Annotated in this window: 19 protein-coding genes and 1 pseudogene; 7 read left to right on the top strand and 13 right to left on the bottom strand. The window is 60.4% G+C overall.

Annotated elements, in window-relative coordinates:
• Positions 1-26: 26 nt before the first annotated feature.
• Both AC07OP_RS19955 and AC07OP_RS19960 read right to left on the bottom strand, forming a co-directional pair.
• On the bottom strand, positions 27-458 hold the full coding sequence (locus tag AC07OP_RS19955) for a GNAT family N-acetyltransferase (RefSeq protein ID WP_495102263.1): 432 nt from the start codon (positions 456-458) through the stop codon (positions 27-29).
• Positions 458-1,207, bottom strand: a complete 750-nt coding sequence (locus AC07OP_RS19960; protein ID WP_495102264.1) for a carbon-nitrogen hydrolase family protein — start codon at positions 1,205-1,207, stop codon at positions 458-460. Before AC07OP_RS19960 ends, AC07OP_RS19955 begins: the two co-directional genes overlap by 1 nt.
• Positions 1,208-1,354: 147 nt before the next feature.
• Here AC07OP_RS19960 and AC07OP_RS19965 point away from each other — a divergent pair, with 147 nt between their 5' ends.
• The 3 genes from AC07OP_RS19965 to dkgB all read left to right on the top strand — a co-directional run bounded on the left by AC07OP_RS19965 (position 1,355) and on the right by dkgB (position 3,886).
• Positions 1,355-1,489, top strand: coding sequence for a hypothetical protein (locus AC07OP_RS19965; RefSeq protein ID WP_256585361.1), 135 nt, complete (start codon positions 1,355-1,357; stop codon positions 1,487-1,489).
• Between the two features lie 342 nt (positions 1,490-1,831).
• Positions 1,832-2,896, top strand: coding sequence for a 3-deoxy-7-phosphoheptulonate synthase (locus AC07OP_RS19970; RefSeq protein WP_495102265.1), 1,065 nt, complete (start codon positions 1,832-1,834; stop codon positions 2,894-2,896).
• 171 nt (positions 2,897-3,067) lie between these two features.
• Positions 3,068-3,886: a 2,5-didehydrogluconate reductase DkgB gene (dkgB, locus tag AC07OP_RS19975; RefSeq protein WP_495102266.1), complete on the top strand. Its 819-nt coding sequence runs from the start codon at positions 3,068-3,070 to the stop codon at positions 3,884-3,886.
• Here the strand turns inward: dkgB and AC07OP_RS19980 are convergent.
• From AC07OP_RS19980 to AC07OP_RS20020, 9 genes and pseudogenes are all read right to left on the bottom strand, one after another.
• The gene (locus AC07OP_RS19980) at positions 3,883-4,305 is read right to left on the bottom strand and encodes a chemotaxis protein CheY (protein WP_495102267.1); all 423 of its coding nucleotides are present in this window, start codon (positions 4,303-4,305) and stop codon (positions 3,883-3,885) included. The genes dkgB and AC07OP_RS19980 overlap by 4 nt on opposite strands.
• 134 nt (positions 4,306-4,439) lie before the next feature.
• Positions 4,440-8,054, bottom strand: a complete 3,615-nt coding sequence (locus tag AC07OP_RS19985) for a transporter substrate-binding domain-containing protein (protein ID WP_495102268.1) — start codon at positions 8,052-8,054, stop codon at positions 4,440-4,442.
• A gap of 1 nt (position 8,055) precedes the next feature.
• On the bottom strand, positions 8,056-8,685 hold the full coding sequence (locus AC07OP_RS19990; RefSeq protein ID WP_115487913.1) for a response regulator transcription factor: 630 nt from the start codon (positions 8,683-8,685) through the stop codon (positions 8,056-8,058).
• 269 nt (positions 8,686-8,954) lie between these two features.
• A complete protein-coding gene (locus AC07OP_RS19995) occupies positions 8,955-9,671 on the bottom strand; it encodes an MgtC/SapB family protein (protein WP_065942150.1) in 717 nt (238 codons plus the stop codon).
• Positions 9,672-9,687: 16 nt separating this feature from the next.
• Positions 9,688-12,393: a magnesium-translocating P-type ATPase gene (gene mgtA / locus AC07OP_RS20000; protein WP_495102269.1), complete on the bottom strand. Its 2,706-nt coding sequence runs from the start codon at positions 12,391-12,393 to the stop codon at positions 9,688-9,690.
• A gap of 505 nt (positions 12,394-12,898) precedes the next feature.
• Positions 12,899-13,243 carry an FKBP-type peptidyl-prolyl cis-trans isomerase gene (locus AC07OP_RS20005; protein ID WP_065926228.1) on the bottom strand — a complete coding sequence of 115 codons (345 nt, stop codon included), beginning with the start codon at positions 13,241-13,243 and terminating at the stop codon, positions 12,899-12,901.
• A gap of 282 nt (positions 13,244-13,525) precedes the next feature.
• Positions 13,526-13,927 carry a type II toxin-antitoxin system HicB family antitoxin gene (locus AC07OP_RS20010; RefSeq protein ID WP_065947540.1) on the bottom strand — a complete coding sequence of 134 codons (402 nt, stop codon included), beginning with the start codon at positions 13,925-13,927 and terminating at the stop codon, positions 13,526-13,528.
• A 54-nt stretch (positions 13,928-13,981) separates the two neighbouring features.
• Positions 13,982-14,164: a type II toxin-antitoxin system HicA family toxin gene (locus AC07OP_RS20015; protein ID WP_115487910.1), complete on the bottom strand. Its 183-nt coding sequence runs from the start codon at positions 14,162-14,164 to the stop codon at positions 13,982-13,984.
• Between the two features lie 190 nt (positions 14,165-14,354).
• Positions 14,355-14,581 (bottom strand): annotated as a pseudogene (locus tag AC07OP_RS20020) (hypothetical protein); the annotation flags it as partial.
• Between the two features lie 195 nt (positions 14,582-14,776).
• On the opposite strand from AC07OP_RS20020, the gene AC07OP_RS20025 reads away from it, so the two are divergent.
• Both AC07OP_RS20025 and AC07OP_RS20030 read left to right on the top strand, forming a co-directional pair.
• Positions 14,777-16,273, top strand: a complete 1,497-nt coding sequence (locus AC07OP_RS20025; RefSeq protein ID WP_495102270.1) for a PAS domain S-box protein — start codon at positions 14,777-14,779, stop codon at positions 16,271-16,273.
• A gap of 131 nt (positions 16,274-16,404) precedes the next feature.
• On the top strand, positions 16,405-16,677 hold the full coding sequence (locus AC07OP_RS20030) for a DUF1652 domain-containing protein (RefSeq protein ID WP_027603187.1): 273 nt from the start codon (positions 16,405-16,407) through the stop codon (positions 16,675-16,677).
• Here the strand turns inward: AC07OP_RS20030 and AC07OP_RS20035 are convergent.
• Positions 16,640-17,833, bottom strand: coding sequence for an MFS transporter (locus tag AC07OP_RS20035; protein ID WP_027603186.1), 1,194 nt, complete (start codon positions 17,831-17,833; stop codon positions 16,640-16,642). The genes AC07OP_RS20030 and AC07OP_RS20035 overlap by 38 nt on opposite strands.
• Before the next feature lie 76 nt (positions 17,834-17,909).
• A complete protein-coding gene (locus AC07OP_RS20040; RefSeq protein WP_027603185.1) occupies positions 17,910-18,218 on the bottom strand; it encodes an RcnB family protein in 309 nt (102 codons plus the stop codon).
• Positions 18,219-18,573: 355 nt separating this feature from the next.
• Between AC07OP_RS20040 and AC07OP_RS20045 the strand changes: the two genes are divergently transcribed.
• Positions 18,574-19,131 (top strand): helix-turn-helix domain-containing protein, encoded by a 558-nt coding sequence (locus tag AC07OP_RS20045; RefSeq protein WP_027603184.1) that lies wholly within the window; start codon positions 18,574-18,576, stop codon positions 19,129-19,131.
• 11 nt (positions 19,132-19,142) lie between these two features.
• Positions 19,143-20,489, top strand: a complete 1,347-nt coding sequence (locus tag AC07OP_RS20050) for a glutamine synthetase family protein (protein WP_141157247.1) — start codon at positions 19,143-19,145, stop codon at positions 20,487-20,489.
• Positions 20,490-20,498: the final 9 nt, after the last annotated feature.

Raw genomic sequence — 20,498 nt, forward strand, 5'->3', positions numbered from 1 at the left:
GCGCTTATAAGGAGTGGTTGCACGCTTTAGCTTGAGCGACAAACACGCTCCATACGCCAGAAGCAGTCCTCTTCACCTACGATGCTGAGCCCCATGCGCTGATAGAGCCCCCTGGCCGGGTTGGTCTTGAATACGGTCAAACGCAGCAGTCCCAACGCTTGCGCCTTGAGCGCCATTTGCTCCAACACCCAGCCACCCGCGCCCAACCCGCGATACGCCTCGAGCAGATGCAACTCGCGAATATAGAGGGCCCGGCTGTCGCGACTCAGGCTGATAAAGCCCAAGACCCTGTCGTCCCGGCAAATCAGCCAGTTTTCCCGATCGGCCCAGGCCGTATCAAAGCCGTCGTTGGACCACCACAACCCGTACTGCAGGTAGTAGCGGGCCATGGCCTCGTGGGTCAACTTCCGCGCAAAGGGCAGGTCCTGGTCCGTTGCAGCGCGCAGGTGAAAAGCCATTAGAGAGCCATCACGTGGCTGACCCAACCCCCGCCATCGCGACGGGCAATCAGCAACGCATCCCCCACGCCGGGTACAGCAGCAAGCAAACGGCCATTGGCGGCCCAGATCGCACTGCGACCGGCGCAGGCCCAGCCACCCGACGGGCCGCCATGATTGGCCATCAACACCAGCAGGCCATGTTCAGCGGCATAGCCTTGGAGCAGCGCACTGTCCGTGGCGTAGCCGCCCTCACTGATCAACACCCCGGCGGCATACACCGTGGCGCCCGCTCGCGCCGCGGCACGGGGATGGCTGGCCTGGGAAAGATCTGCGCACACCGCCAGCGCAATCCGCTCATTCCCTCGCTCAAGGACCGCACCGCCCTGCCCTGGGACAAACACAGCCTCTTCGCCGGCATGCAGATGCTGCTTGGTGTAGACCGCCAGGGAGCCATCCGCTCCCAGCACCAACGCACCGATCAGCACGCCCGCCTCTGGCGTCAGTCGGATCGGCATTCCCACCACCGCCGTCAGTTGCAGCTCACACGCCATCTCGCGCAGGGGGGCCAGCACCTTGTCCTCTGGTGCGATCGCCAATTCAGCGGCCAGCGACGGCTCATACCCCGTCAACGACAACTCGGGGAACACCAGTAATTGCACACCCTGTTCCGCCGCCGTGCGCATAAATGCGAGGTGCCGTTCAATATTGGCCGGGACATCGCCCGCGATGGAAATGGATTGAGCAACAGCAAGGGTGAAGGCAGTCATGGTCGCGTCCAAGCAATCAGTATCAAAGAGCAAACAGCATATCGGCACTCCCCCCATAGCCGTAAGTCCCCCACCGCAATAGAAATTACTGATTGAATCTGCCTGCGTGCCTCGAGTAAGCTCCCCCCATAGATTTGGAGACACACCATGTTGCAACTCACCCACACTCAGGTTTGCCCTGCTGCCAGCGCCCAGCGCTCGGTGTCGGCTACCCGCGTGAACGGTTCGAGCGCACTGGTCAGCTTTTATTTTGGGTATTGGTTTAGCCACTGGCGCGCCTGATACCTGAAATCGGCGCCCACTTACCAAGGGGTCGCCTACCAGAGAAATCTAACCCCCGGTCGGCTCCCCGACCGGGGGTTTTGTTTTTTCAGGCCTCCATAAACCTTTCAACTTGATCAAGAACACTTAAGGGAATCACGACATGAACTACGCCACCTATTACCGCTACGACCTCTGCACTGCCTGGCGATTTAGCCAGCTCCGCTCGGGACAGCCTGCCGCCTCCGATCGGTCACCTATCGGTGGCAAACCAACACACATCGCCGATACGGCGAATTGTCGAACACCCCAGTAGGCCGAGCGCGTGGGAATAGCCCGCCGCTTGCCCAGGAAACCTTGAATATGAACTCCTCCGTCGCCGCTCTGCCCCTCTCTGCCTTGAACAGTGCCAATGAAGCCCTGACCCAGCGCCTGCCCAGCTCACTTGAGCTCAAGCACCAGTTGCCCCTCAGCCCGTTCCTCAACGAACAGATCCACGCCCATCGCCAAGCCGTGCGCGCTATCCTCAATGGCGAAGATTCACGCTTGCTGGTCATTGTCGGTCCGTGCTCGATCCATGACCCGGCATCGGCCATGGAATACGCCCGCAACCTGAAGAAACTGGCCCTCGACGTCGGCGACCAGATGCTGCTGGTGATCCGCGCCTACGTCGAAAAACCCCGCACGACGATCGGCTGGAAAGGCCTGGCCTACGACCCTCGCCTGGATGGCAGCGATGACATGGCCGCCGGCCTGACCCTGTCCCGCGAGCTGATGCGCGAAATGCTGCGCCTGGGCCTGCCGGTCGCCACCGAGTTGCTGCAACCCATGGCCGCCGGTTACTTCGATGACCTGCTCAGTTGGGTGGCGATTGGCGCGCGTACCACCGAGTCGCAGATCCATCGCGAGATGGCCAGCGGCCTGGGCATGCCCGTGGGCTTCAAGAACGGCACCGATGGCGGCGTCGCGATTGCCTGTGACGCCATGCGCTCGGCGTCCCACCCGCACCGCCACTTCGGCGTCGACAGCCAAGGCCATCCGGCGATCATCCAGACCCCGGGCAACCCCGACACCCACCTGGTGCTGCGCGGCGGGCATCACGGGCCGAACTACGATGTACAGAGCGTGGCGCGGGTAAGACACGACCTGGCCAAGTCCAAGGTCACCCCGCGGATCATGGTCGACTGCAGCCATGCCAACAGCAACAAGGACCCGCTGCGCCAACCGGCCGTGTTCAACGATGTGCTGGAGCAGCGCTTGCAGGGCGATACCTCGCTGATCGGCATGATGCTCGAAAGCCATTTGTTCGAAGGCTGCCAACCCTTGAGCCCGTCGATGAAATACGGGGTGTCGGTGACCGATGGTTGCCTGGGCTGGGCCGCCACCGAGCAGTTGCTGCGTGCGGCTGCCGAGCGCCTGCGCGCTTAAGGCTGATCGATCGAGGCGCTGCTGCCGCAGGTACAGCGCCTCATGAGAACCTGCGGCCCACAGGCCATTCGTGACGTGCAGGCAAGAGTCCTTTTCGGCGTCGACGGTGTTTCCGAAGCAACGACGAGGGGATACTCAACGCCATTGCCTACGGCCCTATTGGAGTTACCGATGTCTACCCTCACGCCAAAAGTCCCTGCCTTCGGCCTCGGCACCTTTCGCCTGCAAGGCCAGGTGGTGATCGATTCCGTCAGCACCGGCCTGGAACTGGGCTACCGTGTCATCGACACCGCACAGATCTACGAAAATGAAGCAGACGTTGGCCGGGCCATCGCCGCCAGCGGCATCCCGCGGGACGAGCTGTTTATCACCAGCAAGATCTGGATTGCCAATCTTGCTGAAGGCCAACTGATCCCAAGCCTCAAGGAAAGCCTGCGCAAGCTCGAGACCGATTATCTGGACCTGACCCTGATCCACTGGCCATCGCCGGAAGACCAGGTGCCCGTCACCGAATTCATGGAGCAGTTGCTGGAAGCCAAACGCCTGGGCCTGACACGCCAGATCGGTGTTTCCAACTTCACCATCGCCCTGATGAAGCAGGCCATCGCAGCCGTGGGTGCCGAGCACATCGCCACCAACCAGATCGAATTGCACCCTTATCTGCAAAACCGGCAGGTTGTGGATTTCGCCACCGCCAACGGTATCCAGATCACCTCATACATGACCCTGGCCTACGGTGAAGTACTCAAGGATCCGGTGATCCAGCAGATCGCCGAGCGCCATCAGGCCACCCCGGCGCAAGTGACCTTGGCCTGGGCCATGCAATTGGGCTATGCGGTCATCCCGTCCTCAACCAAGCGTGCCAACCTTCAAAGCAACCTCAAGGCCCTGCAACTGACCTTGAGCGCTGCTGACATGGCGCACATTGCCGGGCTGGAACGGGGCCAGCGCTTGACCAGCCCCAAGGGCATCGCGCCGAAGTGGGACTAAGCCCCGGCCACCGGTGTGCGGGATAACTCGCGCAGCCATGGTAATACCCGCAGGCCGGCCGTGGCCTCGGGTGGGTCGATGATGTCCATGAAGTGTTCGAGATTGACGTTGTCCGGCACGCCGGGCAGCCGCACCAGCACCGCCGGCGTTACACCGGGATGCGCGCCCACATCCAGGTGATCGTAGACCAATACATGGCGCACCTGGGGCTGCGGCCCACAGGCCTGGGCCGTCAGCCCCGCATTGATGATCAGCACGTCGAAAGGTTCGGCCGGGATAGCCGTGAGTATCTGGACTTCCTCGAAGGTCTGTACCGGCACGATCCGGTGGTACCCCAACTGATTGAGCATTTTTTCGATGTACAACCGTTGCAGGTGCTGTTCATCGGCAATCAGGATGGTCAGTGCTTTGTTCGGCATGGCAAACCCCTGGGCAGGCAGCGCTCGTCAGTGAGCGAGGCCCATTTTCCAGACATATCCCGAAGACAAAATCAGGCATGTTCCCCCTTCGCGTAGGAGTTCTCCCAAATCAACCGAATGGCCAGCTCCCGCAGTCAAGCCTGATTGCCATACCGGCCCAGGCTGTGATGCAACTGTTCGATGGCCGAAGCTACCGCTTCTACCGCAGCGTCCGATGCATCGCTGTCGTGCCGCTCACACACGCTTTCCAATGTCTCGCAGCACGTGATCAACACCTGAGCCTTGACCATGCGCGCGCCCCCTTTAACGCGGTGAGCCAAGTCATGGAGCTTGGCGAAATCAGCCGGCGATTTCAGGGACGGCAACAGCGCACGGTCTTCCTCGAGGCTCTTGAGCAACGGCATCAGCAGCTCGTTGAGAGCATCCTTATCACCCTGCGTCAGCATGATCAGTGAACTTAAATCAAACGCCACTTCCACTTCATCCGTTAGCACGCCAGCGGTCCGTGATGCCAAGGCCAGGCGCAAGTCCTCAAGCCCGGTCGGCTTGAACAGGCAACCGTCCATGCCTGCTTGCCGGCAGCGTTCGGCTTCCTGCGACAAGGCATTGGCGGTGAACCCGAGAATCAGGCACGGCGCCAGCCCACGCCGGCGTTCCTGTGCGCGAATATCACGCGCCAATGCGTAACCGTCCTTGAAGGGCATATTGCAATCGGTGATCACGCCGTCAAAATGTCCGGCCTGCCACAGTGACAACCCTTGGGCGCCGTCCTCGGCCAAGGTGATGCGATGCCCCAGGAAACTCAGCTGTCGAGCCAGCAGCAAGCGGTTGGCCGGGTAGTCATCCACCACCAGGATATTCAACCCGCGCACTGGCGGAACGTGGGGGACCGGTACATTGGCTGGCACGGCCGAGGTCAGCGCCAACGTCAACGTCACATCCACCCGCGTGCCCTTGCCCAGCACACTGCTCAAGTGCAATTGACCGCCCATCATCTCGCACAGGTTACGACTGATCACCAACCCCAGGCCCGATCCGCTTCGCGCCGGCTGTTCGTTGTTGCTGCCCTGGATAAAGGGGTTGAACAAACGCTGCTGATCTTCGGCACTGATGCCAATACCCGTGTCCTCCACCCACAACCGCAGGTGCAACTGGTCGTCGGCCAACACCGGTGCACCCTGGGCGCCCAGGCGCACCTGGCCGAAGGCGGTGAACTTGATCGCGTTACCCAAGACATTGGACACCACCTGCTTGAAGCGCAGCGGGTCAACCAGCACGGGCCGGTCGATCAACGGGTCGAGCTCGACCTGCAGCACCAGGCCCTTGTCCCGCGCCAGCCCCTCGAACACCCGCGCCACTGAGGCCAGCAGTTCGTACAGATTGGCCGGCTCCAGGCTCAGGGACAGGTGGCCGGATTCGATTCGCGCAATGTCGAGAATATCGCCGATCAACTCCAGCATGCTCCGGGACGCCACCGACGCAACCTCCAACGCATCACGGTCAGCCACGCCCTGCTCGGCGTTCTTCAGAGCCAGTTCGATCATGCCGATCACCGCATTCATGGGCGTGCGAATCTCATGGCTCATGGTCGCCAGGAAAGTGGTCTTGGCACGGTTTGCGGTGTCGGCCTCCTCCTTGGCCACCTGCAACTGCCCCAGCAAGCGCTGGCGCTCGCTGACATCCACCCAGCCGGCGATCATGCCCACGACGCTGCCATTGCTGTCACGGTACGGGAGCATCCATTGGTAGATGGTCAACACCTCGCCGCCGGGCACCTTGAGCACACGGTCATGAACCTGCGGCTCGCCCAACTCCATCAAACGCAAATAATCGGCATGGAACGACTGGGCCTGGGGCGCGTTACCCGTGTCGGTTTCCACCACGGTCTTACCGATGACGTCTTCCAACTTGAAGCCGAACACATCCAGGTAGGCGTTATTGCAGGCCATCAGGCGGCCCAGGCGATCGCGCACATAGATCGGGTGCGGCGTGCCGTCGATCAACACACTCATGAACCGCATCTGGTCGCTCAACGCACGCTCGGCCTGGGCGCGCTTGCGAATCAGGCTGCGCAGGTAGAACACCCATCCCAGGGTGACCAGCAGCAGCAGTGCGGCCAAGCCAAACCCCTGGAGGATGATGTTGCGGTGACGTGTCCAGTAGTTGTCTTCGATGATGATCTCGCTGCGCCAATGGTTGGTCAGCTCGTCCATTTCTTCTGGCGTAATGCTCAACAACGCCTTGTCGAGGATCGAGTACAGCTCCAGTTGGCTGCGGTTGACCCCAAAGGTCACGCGCGCAGGCTCGCTCCCGATAGTGCTGGTGATGCGTAGCCGCTTGCGGTAATTACGGGCGATCATGTAGCGCGCGCTCATCAGTGAAACCGCGGTCGCATCGACACTGCCGTTGACCACCAATTCCATGGCCTGCTCCGGGTTCTCCACGTCGACAAACCCGATGCCTGGGTAGTCCCGGCTGATTTGCGCGGCCAGGCTGTTGCCGCGAAGAACCGCCAGGCGCTTGCCGGTCATATCCTCCAGGGTAACCAGATGCTCGTCGTCGGTGCGCACCACCAAGACATAGGGACTGGACAGATAAGGTCGGGTAAAACGGATCTTTTCAGACCGTTCGACACTCGGCGTGACGACCGCCAGCATGTCCACGCGACCGGTACTGGCCTGTTCAATTTGCCGGGGCAGCGAACTGCCCCGCTCCACATCAAACTTCAAACCTGTGCGCAAACTGATGCGCGACAGCACCTCGGCGCTCAACCCTTCGAATTGCGCTTGTTCGTTGAAAAAAGACAACGGCACGAACTTGTCGAGCACCGCCACTTTCACCCGCGGATGCTTCTCCAGCCAGCGCTGTTCACTTGCGCTCAAGCGCAGTTGCTCCGCCTCCAGGAATCCGCTGCCACCGGCACTCCAACGGCGCAGGATTTCCATATGCTCGCTGGCCGTAACGGCAGCCAGCGCGGTGTTGATGATGCCCAACAGGCGGGTATTGTCCTTGGCGAATGCAAACCCGAAAGGGTTGACCTCCAATGCGGAAAAATCCGCCATACGCACGTTATTAAGGTAGTTCTTGTTGATCAGATAGCGGGTGCTGATGGCGTCACCCAGGTACACATCCGCCTGGCCGAACGCAACGGCACCAAGCGCTTCGAAGGTCGAGGCAAACAAGAGCAATTGCGCATCGGGGTAAAAGGCCTGGACGGCCTCAGGCTGCATATAGTGGTAGAGCATCGCCAGGCGCTTGCCTGAAAGGTCAGCCTTCAGCGCCTGGTTTTCTCCCGCACGCGTCACCAATGCGGGTTGGTCGTTGGCGTAGGATCGGGACAGCACCAACTCCGGGTCGGCCGCCTCGAACCCGTTGGCCGACCCCACGAAATCCACTGCGCCCGTCTTGAGCGCGTCGATCACCTCATCGCGGGTGTCGTAGCGCTTCACGTCGATGGTGATATTCAGCGCCTGGGCAACCAGTGCCGCAAAATCGGCCGTGATGCCTTCAAGCTCCTGGTTGTTACTCAGGTCAAAGGGCGCGTAGTCGGGCGCCGACACCCCCATCGTGAGTGTGCGGCGCTCACGCAACCAGCGCCAGTCGGCTTCGTCCAACACCAGGGAAGAGTTTTCAAGGGTGGAGTGGCCCAGAAGTTTCAGATCGTGCGGTTCCTCCAGAGCCATCACCGCCCACGGCAACAGCCCCATCAGCAGGATGGCCGCGCGTTTCACACGCCGGGAGGTGACCATTTCAGATCAGATGATTGCGCTGGGCGAACTTGGACAGATGCACCACCGACGACATACGCAACTTCTCCTTGAGCCGCGTCTTGTAGGTACTGATAGTCTTGTGGCTCAACAGCATGTCGTCGGCAATATCCTTGTTGCCCAGGCCCAGCGCCAGCTTTTGCAGGACGGTCAATTCGCGATCGGATAGCGCCTCCACCAACTCCTGCTCGGTCGATTGCAGGTCGTCGCGACGCACCGAACTGGTGGGCAGGCTGGGGAAGCAACTGTAGCCGGACCTGATCGCCCTGATCGCCTTTTGCAGCTCATCCAGCTCACCGGTCTTGGCGACAAACCCCATCGCCCCGGCGCGCATGCAGCGAGTGGAAAAAAACACCGCCAGATACGAGGTCAGCACCAGGATCCTGCAGGGCAACTCCAGTGCCTTGATCCGGCTGATCACCTCCAACCCACCGAGCTTGGGCATCGCCAGGTCGAGAATGACCAGGTCCGGACGTTCTTCACGAGCAATCTGCATGGCGTCAGCGCCGTTCCCCGCTTCGTAGATGGTATCGAAGCCTTCCTGCTTCAACAGATACTTCACGGTGGCGCGTATAAAAGGGTGATCATCCACGATTAAAGCTTTGTTGCTCATAAGACTCCCCTGGGAAGATCAGTACGCTTACATATCACGCGAGACCCCACTACCTGTGAAAAGTAACAGTTCCGACAAGCGGCACTGATTACTCGGTCAAACACCTCAGGCAGTACAGGCCCCTCCTTTTGAAAAACACAGTAAACATGTGAAGCCACGCCTTAATTCCTGAACAGGCGCAAGCGCGCAACCTTAGCAACCGCGTGCTTTTTCAAATGAAGGGATAATCTCGACTAAATGTAGGACTTTTCCTCAGAGTCCTCCAGAAGCTACTCGGTGGTGCTGGGGCTCCAGAACGCCTGTACCACCAGGGTCGACCGGGAAATTCGCGCCACCAGGGCGTCCAACTCGTCACCGTCTACCGAGGTCACCGCCAGTGTGGCTTCGATTTCAACCTCCTCGGCGCCGAACGGTCGTACATCGACATCGCTGGCCGGGTAGTTACAGCGCGCCAGTTCAGCTTCCAGCAACGCCAATACCGCGGTTTGCTGGGTACGCCGGGCAATCACATAGAGGATGTTGGTGACCTCCGCCGACACCACATCCAGCGGTTGGCGGTTGATGTTATTGACGATGGGCCGCAGCAGCGTATTGGCCGCCAGCACGAACAGCGTGCCCAACAGCGCCTCGAGGACCAGGTCGGCACCGGCGCACGCCCCCACCGCCGCCGACGCCCAGAGCGTGGCGGCGGTGTTGAGACCGCGCACATTGCCTTCTTCACGCATGATCACACCGGCCCCCAGAAAGCCGATGCCCGATACCACATACGCCACCACCCGCACGGCGCCTTCCGCACCGCCGAGGCGGTTGGCCATGTCAACGAAAATCGCCGCGCCCACCGCCACCAGTACGTTGGTGCGCAGGCCCGCCGTGCGTTGGCGGTACTGGCGCTCGAAGCCGATCAGGCCACCGAGGATAAAGGCAGCGGTGAGGCTGACCAGGGTATCGATCAGGGAGTTGAGGTTGATGTTGTCGATTGCTTGCATGGGAAACCGTCCCTGTTCATTGCCAGCCAAACTTACGGATGTAGTAGCCCTTCACCGCCTGGGTCAGCGCCATGTACGCCAGCAGGATCACCGGCAGGAACACAAAGTACAGCGACGGCAGCGCCTGCAATTTGAAGTAATGCGCCAGCGGCCCCATCGGCAGGAAGATCCCCACGGCCATGATCACAGCGGTCATCACCATCAACGGCATCGCCGCGCGGCTTTGCAGGAACGGGATTTTCGGGGTGCGGATCATGTGCACGATCAGCGTCTGGGTCAGCAGCCCCACCACGAACCAGCCGGACTGGAACAGCGTCTGGTGGTCAGGGGTGTTGGCATCGAAGACATACCACATGAGTGCGAACGTGGTGATGTCGAAAATCGAACTGATCGGCCCGAAAAACAGCATGAAGCGCCCCACATCCCCTGGCTGCCAGCGTTGTGGTTTGGCGAGCATTTCCTCGTCGACGTGATCGAACGGGATCGCGATCTGCGAGATGTCATACAGCAGGTTTTGCACCAGCAGGTGCATCGGCAGCATCGGCAGGAACGGGATAAACGCACTGGCCACCAGCACCGAGAACACGTTGCCGAAGTTGGAACTGGCGGTCATCTTGATGTACTTGAGCATATTGGCGAAGGTGCGCCGGCCCTCCAGCACGCCCTCCTCCAGGATCATCAGGCTCTTTTCCAGCAGGATGATGTCGGCGGCTTCCTTGGCGATATCCACCGCGCTGTCCACCGAAATCCCGATATCCGCCGTCCGCAGCGCCGGCGCGTCATTGATGCCGTCCCCCATAAAGCCCACCACATGCCCGTTGGCCTTGAGCAGGCGCACGATGCGTTCCTTGTGGCTGGGCGTCAGGCGGGCGAACACATTGGTGGTTTCCACGGCCTTGGCCAACTGGGCGTCGGTCATGTCCTCGATGTCGTTGCCCATCAAAAGGCCCTGTTGCTCCAGACCCACTTCACGGCAGATTTTAGCGGTGACCAGCTCGTTGTCGCCGGTCAGCACTTTGACCGCCACACCATGGGCTTTCAGCGCCTTGAGAGCGGGCGCAGTGCTTTCCTTGGGCGGGTCGAGGAACGCGACGTAGCCGATCAGCGTGAGGTTGTTTTCATCCGCCAGGCTGTAAGTGTCGCGCCCCGGGGCCATCGGTTGCGCAGCCACGGCCACCACCCGCAGGCCTTCTTCGTTGAACGCGGCAGTGACCTGGCGAATGCGCGCCAGCAGCTCGTCGGTCAGCGCTTCGTTGACATCACCATGACGCACGCTGTTGCACACCGAGAGGATCTCCTCCACCGCACCTTTGCAGATCAGCAGATGCGGCCGGCCCTGCTCGGCCACCACCACCGACATGCGGCGGCGGTTGAAGTCGAACGGGATTTCATCCACCTTCTGGAACGCGGTGCCGACCTTCAGTTCGCGATGCACCTCCACATGCTCCAGCACCGCCACGTCCAGCAGGTTTTTCAGGCCGGTCTGGTAGTAGCTGTTGAGGTAAGCCATCTCCAGCACATCGTCGGACTCTTCGCCCCACACATCCACATGACGCGCCAGGAAAATCCGGTCCTGGGTCAGGGTGCCGGTCTTGTCGGTGCACAGCACATCCATCGCGCCAAAGTTCTGGATCGCATCCAGGCGCTTGACGATGACCTTCTTGCGCGACAGGAACACCGCGCCCTTGGCCAGGGTGGACGTGACAATCATCGGCAGCATTTCCGGGGTCAGGCCCACGGCGATCGACAGCGCGAACAGCAGCGCTTCGGTCCAGTCGCCCTTGGTGAAACCGTTGATGAACAACACCAGCGGTGCCATCACGAACATAAAGCGGATCAACAGCCAGCTGACCTTGTTGACGCCGTGCTGGAACGAGGTGGTCGCACGGTCGGTGGCCGTCACGCGTTGGGCCAGCGCACCGAAATAGGTGCTGTTGCCGGTGGTCAGAATCACCGCCGTCGCGGCGCCGGACACCACATTGGTGCCCATGAACAGGATGTTCTCCAGGTCCAGCGGGTTGCGGGTGTTGGTGTCGTGCTGCTGGGCGAACTTCTCCACCGGCATCGATTCACCGGTCATCGCCGCCTGGCTGACGAACAGGTCCTTGGCGCTGAGCACGCGGCAGTCGGCGGGGATCATGTCCCCGGCAGAGAGCACGATCAGGTCGCCCGGCACCAACTGCTTGATGGGCAATTCGACGCGTTTGGGATCATCGCGGCGCAGCACCGTGGCGGTGTTGCTCACCATGGCTTTCAAGGCATCGGCGGCCTTGTTGGACTTGGCCTCCTGCCAGAAGCGCAGCAGGGTCGAGAGCACCACCATGGAGAAAATCACCGTGGCGGCCTTCATGTCTTCGGTCAGCCAGGAGATCACCGCCAGCAAGGTCAGCAGCAGGTTGAACGGGTTCTTGTAGCAATGCCACAGGTGCACCCACCACGGCAGCGGCTGCTCGTGCTCGACTTCATTGAGGCCGTATTGCACGCGCAGGGCATCGGCTTCCAGGCTGCTCAAGCCCTCGGTATGGCTGCCCAACGTACCGAGCAATTGCACGGCACTGCTATTGGCCGCGACCACCAGGGTTTGCGCCAGGGTGGGCGGCACTTCGCGGCTGACGCTGGCATCGGTGACGGTTTCGAGCATCGCCAGGCGACGGAAATGCCGGGCGATATGCCGGGTCCGCAGGAAGCCGGCGAAGAACTCTTTCAACAGAGTGAGGTTCATGGTGTGTTACTCCTGCGCGAGGAAAAAACCTTCGTGCAGGTACTGCCTGCCCCACCGCGCCCGCTTCGTAGGCACAGTCAGCCCAGCCCGCCCGCCGAAAAAGGCAGGCGCGTCCGTAGCATCCCGAGGCTAATCGGGTGCTGGTCAGCGTCGATGAGAGGGATCGCACAGGGGCCAGGACTGGCCGCTGTCGGGATGCCGCTTCTCGCTAGGTGGCGAGACAACGGCATCGAAAAAAATGCGCGTTATCTTGCCAAGTATGTGCCGGTTACCGAGACCGGCCGACAACTGTCACTCGAACAAGTACCCACTGAGGGTCTCCGCTATTGATGAAAACGCGCGAAGCTTACGCCCCGATTTAAGGAGAGTAAACCGTAGGAAAGTTTCCATATGGTGAATAAGAAGATTCTTCAGGGAGGGTTCAGGAACCCCCAGCCTGAAGCCGCCGATGCTTGAATGTGAGGTGGCAGCTGCGTACGAGGTGGTGGGCCAGGTTTTTGCGAAATTAATCGTCCCGCGTCAGCACTTCCAACAACTCAATCTCAAAGCGCAGATTGCTGTTGGGCTTGATATGCGCGCCCATCGACCGTTCGCCATAGGCCAGGTGCGCCGGCACAAACAACCTGCGCACCCCGCCGACCTGCATGCCCATCAACCCCTGGTCCCAGCCCTTGATCACCCGCCCGGTGCCGATCACACACTGGAACGGCTTGCCCCGCTCCCAGGACGAATCGAAGACCGTACCGTCTTCCAGGGTGCCGGTGTACTGGGTGGTGATCAGTGCGCCCTTGACCACGGCTTTACCGGTGCCTGGGCGAGTGTCGGTGATCTGGAGTTCGTCGGGGCTCATGGTGGTTCTCGTTGAAGGTGTAAAGGCTGGGGTTTTCCCAGAATCGGTGGGGTTTGACAAGTGCAGGAACAGTCGCAGCCCTGACATTTCCCTTTAACTTGCAGGACGTTTCCGAGAGAATCCCAAGCGATTGCGTCGCTCAAGCGAGGGAGCTTGCTTCCGTTGGGCTGCGCAGCAGCCCCGTTGCTTTAGTACTGCCCCCCCCACAAAAATCCCGTAGATATAGCGTCGGCCCGACTTGAACACGCCATAAGCCGATACAGAGTGCTCGCTTGTGCTTACTTACGCAGAGAGCTCACGCAGCGCTGCCGTCGCCAAAAAACCTGACCGCGATGCATAGCGATGATCCTTTTGCACACGCTCGTCAATCCGCTGCAAGAGGTGTTCCGGCAGAGAGGCATTGAACCGCACTGATTTCCCCAGATAAGGCGTGAGGTCAAAGTCGACTATCGCCCAGACACCACCGGCAAAATCCGGATTACCCAAATGGGCATCAACCTCCAGCGCCTGAGGAAGCTGTTCCTGATCGGCAACCAGGCCTTCGAGGTGGAGAGCCAATGCCTCACGTACATTGTCCAGCGCTTCGGAAAAAGACCCGCCCGCCGAGAAACACCCCGGCACATCAGGGACGGTCACGCTGTAATCCGAATCAGCATCTTTGTGTACTACCACTGGGAATTTCATTGTTCCTCCTCTGAACGAGCCCGTGGGAGCTCGCCCAATTCATCCAGCAGGCAATTATTTGAGACCGGCTGATTTGAGAATACTGTGCAGAGTGCCCTTGGCAATCTCTGACTTGGGATGAGGGACGGTGACTCTTCCCCGCTTCACGGGGTGCTTGAACTGATGATGACTGCCCTTCACCGCCACCTCAAACCAACCATCCGCAACCAGCAGGTCAATCACCTCTCGACTTCTCATTGCCTCACCCTTAGGTGTGTATATTACACACCGCCAAATGGCAATGCGTTTTTTGTACACACGAGACACACCAATAAAAAAGCCCGCTCTACCGTCAAGCGGGCTTGTGTGACGTAATGATGACGGTGTCCAAAACCCTTATGCCAGCGCACTAGTGTGAGTTTTTGTGCCCCGATCTTTTGTCGACCGTGCTTTCGGTCATGCGCCTGGTGGACTGTTGCTTCAGCTCATCGACCTTTTGGATGGCCTGCTTATAAGCCTGGCGTAATTGTCGACGATGTGGGTCGCTTCCTCTTTGCTATTGCAGGTACGGGCGGCAACGATGTTGACCACCGCGTCTCTATCCTCCGCCTTCAACGCAGGTTCACCAGAGGCTTTCACACGCTCGAACCATTGTTTCAGCGCGTCGCCCGCTTGAGCAGTACACCGTGCAGGCCACCACGATCCTTTTACAGTGATTGACCGTCTCAGTCTGGCGAGCCAGACACCCGCTCATCCTCGCGCAAAGGCACCAGGCCATCTGGTGCATTCGCACCCCACGCCGCGCAATTACCCTGCACTATCCTGACACCGGGCTGTCGTACTTTCATGCGTCTAAAACCCGGAGAAACCATGACCCAGGATGTCCTCGCCAAAGAAACCAATCGCCGCCAACTGCAGCAGATCATCTCCGGGCTGTCCGACGGGATCATCCTGGCCGAAGTCGACCAGACCATTCTCTGGGCCAATGAAGCCGCGCTGGCCATGCACGGTGTGGAGGACGTCACGGCACTGGGTGCCAATACCCAGGAATACGCCGAACGGTTTAGCCTGCGCTATCGCAATAATCATCCCTTGCCCCTGGAGAATTACCCCCTCGCCCGCGTGGCGGCAGGCGATGAATTCAGTGATGTGGTAGTGGAGGTCATGCCCACCGCCGATGAAGAAAAAACCTGGGTTCACCGCCTTCGCAGCCTGGTCATCAGCGATTCCCACGGCACGCCTGAATTGCTGGTGCTGATCCTCAGCGACGCCACCGAATGGGCCAGCGCCGAACAGCGCTTCGAGAAAACCTTCAACGCCAACCCGGCGCCGGCGGTGATCTGCCGCCTGAGCGACCTGCGCTACATCAAAGTGAACCAGGGCTTCCTGGAGATGACCGGCTATAACCGTGACCAGGTGATCGGCCGCTCCGTGTATGAACTGGACGTGCTGGAGCATGCCGAACGCAGGGAGCTGGCCGTTCAGCGCCTGGGGGAAGGCGCGACCATCCCGCAGATGCAGGCCGAGCTGAAACTGCCCGGAGGCGGCAGCAAACTGGTGATCGTCGCCGGCCAGCCGCTGGACATGAACGAGGAAGACTGCATGCTGTTTTCCTTCACCGACCTGGAGCCACGCCGCAAGGCCGAAATCGCCCTGCGCCAGAGTGAAGAGCGCTTCGCCAAGTCGTTTCGCCTGACGCCGGTGCCCACCTTGGTGTGCAGCGCCGCCAACCGCCAGGTGGTGGATGTCAACGAAGCGTTCATGACCATTACCGGGTACACCAGCGAAGAGCTGATCGGTAAATCCATCGAAGACATCAACTTCATCGACAACCAGGAGGCGGCCGCTCAGTTGTTCGCCACCCTGGAGAAAGCCGGCAACCTCGATGGCCAGGACCTCAAGGTGCGCAAGAAAGGTAACGAGGTCATCGACTGCGTGGTCTCGGCAGACACGGTGATCATTGAGGATGTGCCCTGCTATCTGCTGGTGATGATGAACATCACCGAACGCAAGCGCTCGGAGCTGGAGTTGGTGGCGGCCATCGAGGAAGTGATGCAGGACGCGTCCTGGTTCAGCCAGACCCTGATCGAGAAACTGGCCAATGCCAAGAGCGTCAACAGCCCCAACCTGCCGAACGTGGCCTTCACCGACCTGACCGCCCGCGAGCGCGATGTACTCGGCTTGATCTGCGAGGGCCTGGCCGACAAGGAGATCGCCTCACGCCTGAAATTGGCGCCCAACACGGTGCGTAACCATGTGGCCACGGTGTACTCGAAACTGGGGGTGCATAGCCGTAGTGCAGCGATTGTCTGGGCCCGTGAACGCGGGCTGTTTGCCGGTGAACTGCGGGTTAAGAAAACCCGATAAAAGTGCAAATGCACTAGTGCGGTTAGTGCGAATTCGCCTTATCCCGCGCAGTCCCAATCCCTAACCTTCAGGGTGTGAGTACAGGGCTTTCAACCTGTGCCGTCGTAAAACGACACCCTGAAGGAACCCACATGTTTACGCTCTCTCAACTGCGAAATTGCATCGAAGAAGGCCTCGCGCCGCTGACATGCGAGTTCACCCTGTGCCGGGATGCGTCGCTGACCCTCAAGGTCTACGACGCCGACACCGGCCGGGTGGACCTGGTGGTGACGGGGATCAGCACCAACCGGCTGCAGACCCCGCAAGACGTGGAAAAGATGGTGGAAGAACTGCGCTACGAACTGCAAAGCAACAACATGGGCAAGGTCACGCTGGAAGACGCGCCTTCAACGACGAACCAATGAAATAGAACACCCCGCCCGCGACGATGAACGCCCCCAGCATGTAGAACATGTAATGGGCCGGCAGGCTGGCCAGCACCAGCCCGCACAACACCGGCCCCAACGCCGCCCCCAGGTTGGACAGGTTCTGCGCCCCGTAGTACATGCCCCGCAGGTGGTCCGGGGCGATCCGGTCGATAAACATGTATTCGGCCGGGAACACGATGATTTCCCCCACGGTAAAGACCGCCATCGCCAGCACCCACCAGAGCACGCTGGTGGACAGCGCAAAACCAATCAAGCCCAGCATGAACATGCCCAGGCCGGCGATCAGCCATTGGCTGAGGTAACGGTGGGAAATACGTCGACCAATCACGTACTGCAAGGCGATCACCAGCACCGCGTTGGTGGTGAGCACGGCGCTGATGACGGTGTAGGTGTATTCAGCACTGGTGGTGGTGACCAGGTACTGCGAGAGGTAGGCGGTGAACTGGCCGAACACCACGGCGCTGAGCACACCCCCAAGGGTGAAGCACACCAGGCGATGGTCACGCAGCAGCACGCGGCCGACGGCCAGGAACGGCACCGGCTTTTGCGTCACATCGATGGTCGCCAGGGTGCGATCGCCCCAACGCCAGTACAGCAGGAAAAACCCCGCCCCCAACAACGCCGACAGGATGAACGGCAGGCTGATATCCAGCTTGGCCACCATCGCCCCAAAGAACGGCCCGGCGGCATAGCCGATATTGGTCAGGGTGTACTTGATGGAAAACACTTCACTGCGCGCATCTTCCGGCAGCAAGCTGGCAAAACCGGCCTTTACCGCAATATCGATGACCGCGTAGGCCAGGTTGATCAGGATCAGGCAGCTGTAGAACGCCCAGATGTTCTGCGCCAGCACCGTACCGATAAATCCCAGCCCAAACAGCACGCTCAACCCCAGCAACAGTCGATAACTGTTGATGCGGTCGACCAGAAAACCGCCATATACGCTGAGCAGCGAGCCAAGGATCAACGAGCTGCCGATCACCAGCCCGACCTGGGTGATGTCGAGGGCAAATTGGCGGGTGAGGTAGATCACCAGGTAGGGAAAGGTAATCGCCTTGGCCAGCGTCAGCAGCAACGTGGCGGACAACAGCAGGTTCACGGCGCGGGGGTAGTTTCTTATTGTGGCAAGCATCCTGCTCTCTTTCTTTGAAGGTAACACGGTCTTGATGGCCGGTTACCTTACCGCAAGAGCCGAAAAAAAACGCGGGTCATTTCTTGACGGGCGTGATCTCCAGGATGGTGCCGTTGGTGGTTTTGAGCAGCACGAACCTGTCGCCCACACGGGCCCACTGGCTGTCGGCTTCAGGCTGCTTGAGACCGCGTTTCTTCCAGTCGCTGACCGCCGACTCCTTGCGCATCAGGATGTCCGGGGCACGGTCGCCTTCTTTCAAATCACGGGTATTGATGTTCGAAGGCTGCACGGTTTCCTGGGGGGTATCGCCGGCCTGCACGACAAAGCTGGCGGTGGACAGGCTGGCGGCGACCAGGACACAGGCGGCTAGGGTTTTGGACTTCATGGGTGCTCCTTCAATGAATGATGCGTACCCAGGTTCCGACCGCAGGCGCATGAAATCATTCAGCCTGTTGAACCTTGATCGCCTGTGATGAGCATAGGTATCTACACAACTTTTCAGACCCTGACAAATCTCCCTGTGGTGAGCGGGCTTGTCCCGCGTTGGGCTGCTACGCAGCCCCCAAAACCAGCCGCTACAGAGTGTCTGATACACCGCGTCTTCTTTAATGGGGCTGCTACGCAGCCCAACGCGGGACAAGCCCGCTCGCCACAGGGTATTCACTGGCTTACGCATCTCGCCCATTGCCGCCATGAAATAAATCCTGTAATTTTTCATGAAATTATTAGATATAAATTTCATGAACCAGCAAGAAGAACTCGACGCCCTGGCGATCCTTATCCACGACCTGCGCAAGTACAAGAAGCTCACCCTCGCCCAACTCGCACAGAAGATCGAGCGTTCGGTGGGCTTCCTGTCCCAGGTGGAACGGGGCTTGTCGCGTCCGACCGTGGCGGATCTCACCGCCATCAGCCATGCCCTCGATGTGCCCACCACCTATTTCTACAGCCTGTCCAAACCCAAGGCCGTGAGCTGGGTCACCCGTCCCAACGAACGCCGCACGGTGTATTACGCCAACGGCATCACCGACATCCTGGTGTCCCCCAGCATGAATGGCGCCTTCTCGATGCTCGATAGCCTGCTGGCACCCGGTGCCAACAGCGGTGAACAAACCATGAGCGACCGCGCCGAGCAGGCCGGTTTTGTGCTGGAAGGGGAATTGACCCTGTGGGTAGAGGGCGAGGCCGATTCAGTCACCCTCGGCCCCGGTGACAGCTTCCACCTGGCCAGTTTCGCCCACTGCCGCTACGCCAACCTCACCGACCTGCCCGCCCGCGTGCTGTGGGTTTACAACTAGGAGCAACACCCGTGAAAAGCCAAGCCTCCACGTTACTGGCCGAAGTACGGACCTTTCGCCAGAACCATCCCGACGTGCGCTATGTCGACCTGATCGCCCTGGACATTCCCGGGCATTTCTACGGCAAGCGCTACCCCATCGAGATGCTGGAAAAAGTCGCCGCCGGCAGCCCCTTGAAGCTGCCGCAGAACGCCGTGCTGCTGGGGGTTCAGGGCGGGCTGTTCAAGATCGGCGACTACTGCTTCCACGACGGCGACCCGGATGCCAACCGCCGCCTGGTACCGGGCACGCTCAAGCCGGTGAGCTGGGAGTCGCAACCGCTGGGACAGATGTTGATCACCTCGGACGGCACCGAAGCGCCGATCGAATTCGAACCTCGCGAAGTCCTGGCCAAGGTGCTGGAGCGCCTGCACCACAAAGGCATTCACCCGGTGGTGGCCTTCGAACTGGAGTTCTACCTGTTCGACAAAAAACTCGACAACGGCCTGCCGCAATTCGCCCGCGACCCGCTCAGCGATGACACCGACGACCAGCCCAACCTGCATATCGAACGGCTGTCGCGCTTCAGCGAGGTGCTGGACGACATGGCGCAGACCGCCAAGGACCAGGGCATCGACATCACGGTGATCACCGCCGAACTCGGCCCCGGCCAGTTCGAGATCAATTTCGGCCACCTCGACGACGGCCTGCGCGCCGCCGACTGGGCAGCCCTGTTCTGTCGCAGCACCCGCGGCGTGGCGCTCAAGCACGGCTACCGCGCCAGCTTCATGGCCAAGCCTTACCTGCAATTTCCCGGCAGCGGCATGCATGTGCATGTCAGCCTGTACGACGGTGCGGGCAACAATGTGCTCGCGGCGCACCAGCAGCAACCCCTGCGCCACGCCGTGGCCGGTTGCCTGGAATTGCTGCCCCACTGCATGCCGATCTTCTCGCCCAACCACAACGCCTTCCGCCGCCTGGGCGGTACGGTCAACGCGGCCACCCGCGCCTGCTGGGGGTTTGAAGACCGCGATGCGTGCGTGCGCATTCCCGACTCCGACCCGCGCAACCTGAGGATCGAACATCGCCTGGCCAGTGCCGACGCCAACCCGTATCTGGTGCTGGCGGCGATCCTGGTCGGCCTTGAACATGGCCTTGAAGCCAGGCAAGAACCTATCGCGCCACTGAACGAGGACCGCAATAGCGGCACCGATTTCCCTGTGGAAATGCTCGATGCCGTGCGCGCCATGCAGCATCAGCCGGTAGTGCGCGATAAGCTGGGCGCCGAATTTGTCGACGTGTACTGCGAGAACAAACGCCAGGATCACCTGGCCTTTCAACAAGAAATCCATGCGCGGGAATACCGCTGGTTTCTCTAACGACGGAAT

The sequence above is a fragment of the Pseudomonas sp. GW821-FHT09D08 genome (assembly GCF_059416305.1).

Bases quoted from the DNA above. Each gene is read 5' to 3' on its own strand.
- AC07OP_RS20035 (WP_027603186.1), bottom strand. From the start codon at position 17,833: ATGCTTGCCACAATAAGAAACTACCCCCGCGCCGTGAACCTGCTGTTG.
- AC07OP_RS20030 (WP_027603187.1), top strand. From the start codon at position 16,405: ATGTTTACGCTCTCTCAACTGCGAAATTGCATCGAAGAAGGCCTCGCG.
- AC07OP_RS19970 (WP_495102265.1), top strand. From the start codon at position 1,832: ATGAACTCCTCCGTCGCCGCTCTGCCCCTCTCTGCCTTGAACAGTGCC.
- AC07OP_RS19960 (WP_495102264.1), bottom strand. From the start codon at position 1,207: ATGACTGCCTTCACCCTTGCTGTTGCTCAATCCATTTCCATCGCGGGC.
- AC07OP_RS19955 (WP_495102263.1), bottom strand. From the start codon at position 458: ATGGCTTTTCACCTGCGCGCTGCAACGGACCAGGACCTGCCCTTTGCG.
- AC07OP_RS19995 (WP_065942150.1), bottom strand. From the start codon at position 9,671: ATGCAAGCAATCGACAACATCAACCTCAACTCCCTGATCGATACCCTG.
- AC07OP_RS20015 (WP_115487910.1), bottom strand. From the start codon at position 14,164: ATGAGAAGTCGAGAGGTGATTGACCTGCTGGTTGCGGATGGTTGGTTT.
- AC07OP_RS20005 (WP_065926228.1), bottom strand. From the start codon at position 13,243: ATGAGCCCCGACGAACTCCAGATCACCGACACTCGCCCAGGCACCGGT.
- dkgB (WP_495102266.1), top strand. From the start codon at position 3,068: ATGTCTACCCTCACGCCAAAAGTCCCTGCCTTCGGCCTCGGCACCTTT.
- mgtA (WP_495102269.1), bottom strand. From the start codon at position 12,393: ATGAACCTCACTCTGTTGAAAGAGTTCTTCGCCGGCTTCCTGCGGACC.
- AC07OP_RS20010 (WP_065947540.1), bottom strand. From the start codon at position 13,927: ATGAAATTCCCAGTGGTAGTACACAAAGATGCTGATTCGGATTACAGC.
- AC07OP_RS20045 (WP_027603184.1), top strand. From the start codon at position 18,574: ATGAACCAGCAAGAAGAACTCGACGCCCTGGCGATCCTTATCCACGAC.
- AC07OP_RS19985 (WP_495102268.1), bottom strand. From the start codon at position 8,054: ATGGTCACCTCCCGGCGTGTGAAACGCGCGGCCATCCTGCTGATGGGG.
- AC07OP_RS20040 (WP_027603185.1), bottom strand. From the start codon at position 18,218: ATGAAGTCCAAAACCCTAGCCGCCTGTGTCCTGGTCGCCGCCAGCCTG.
- AC07OP_RS19990 (WP_115487913.1), bottom strand. From the start codon at position 8,685: ATGAGCAACAAAGCTTTAATCGTGGATGATCACCCTTTTATACGCGCC.
- AC07OP_RS20025 (WP_495102270.1), top strand. From the start codon at position 14,777: ATGACCCAGGATGTCCTCGCCAAAGAAACCAATCGCCGCCAACTGCAG.
- AC07OP_RS19980 (WP_495102267.1), bottom strand. From the start codon at position 4,305: ATGCCGAACAAAGCACTGACCATCCTGATTGCCGATGAACAGCACCTG.
- AC07OP_RS19965 (WP_256585361.1), top strand. From the start codon at position 1,355: ATGTTGCAACTCACCCACACTCAGGTTTGCCCTGCTGCCAGCGCCCAG.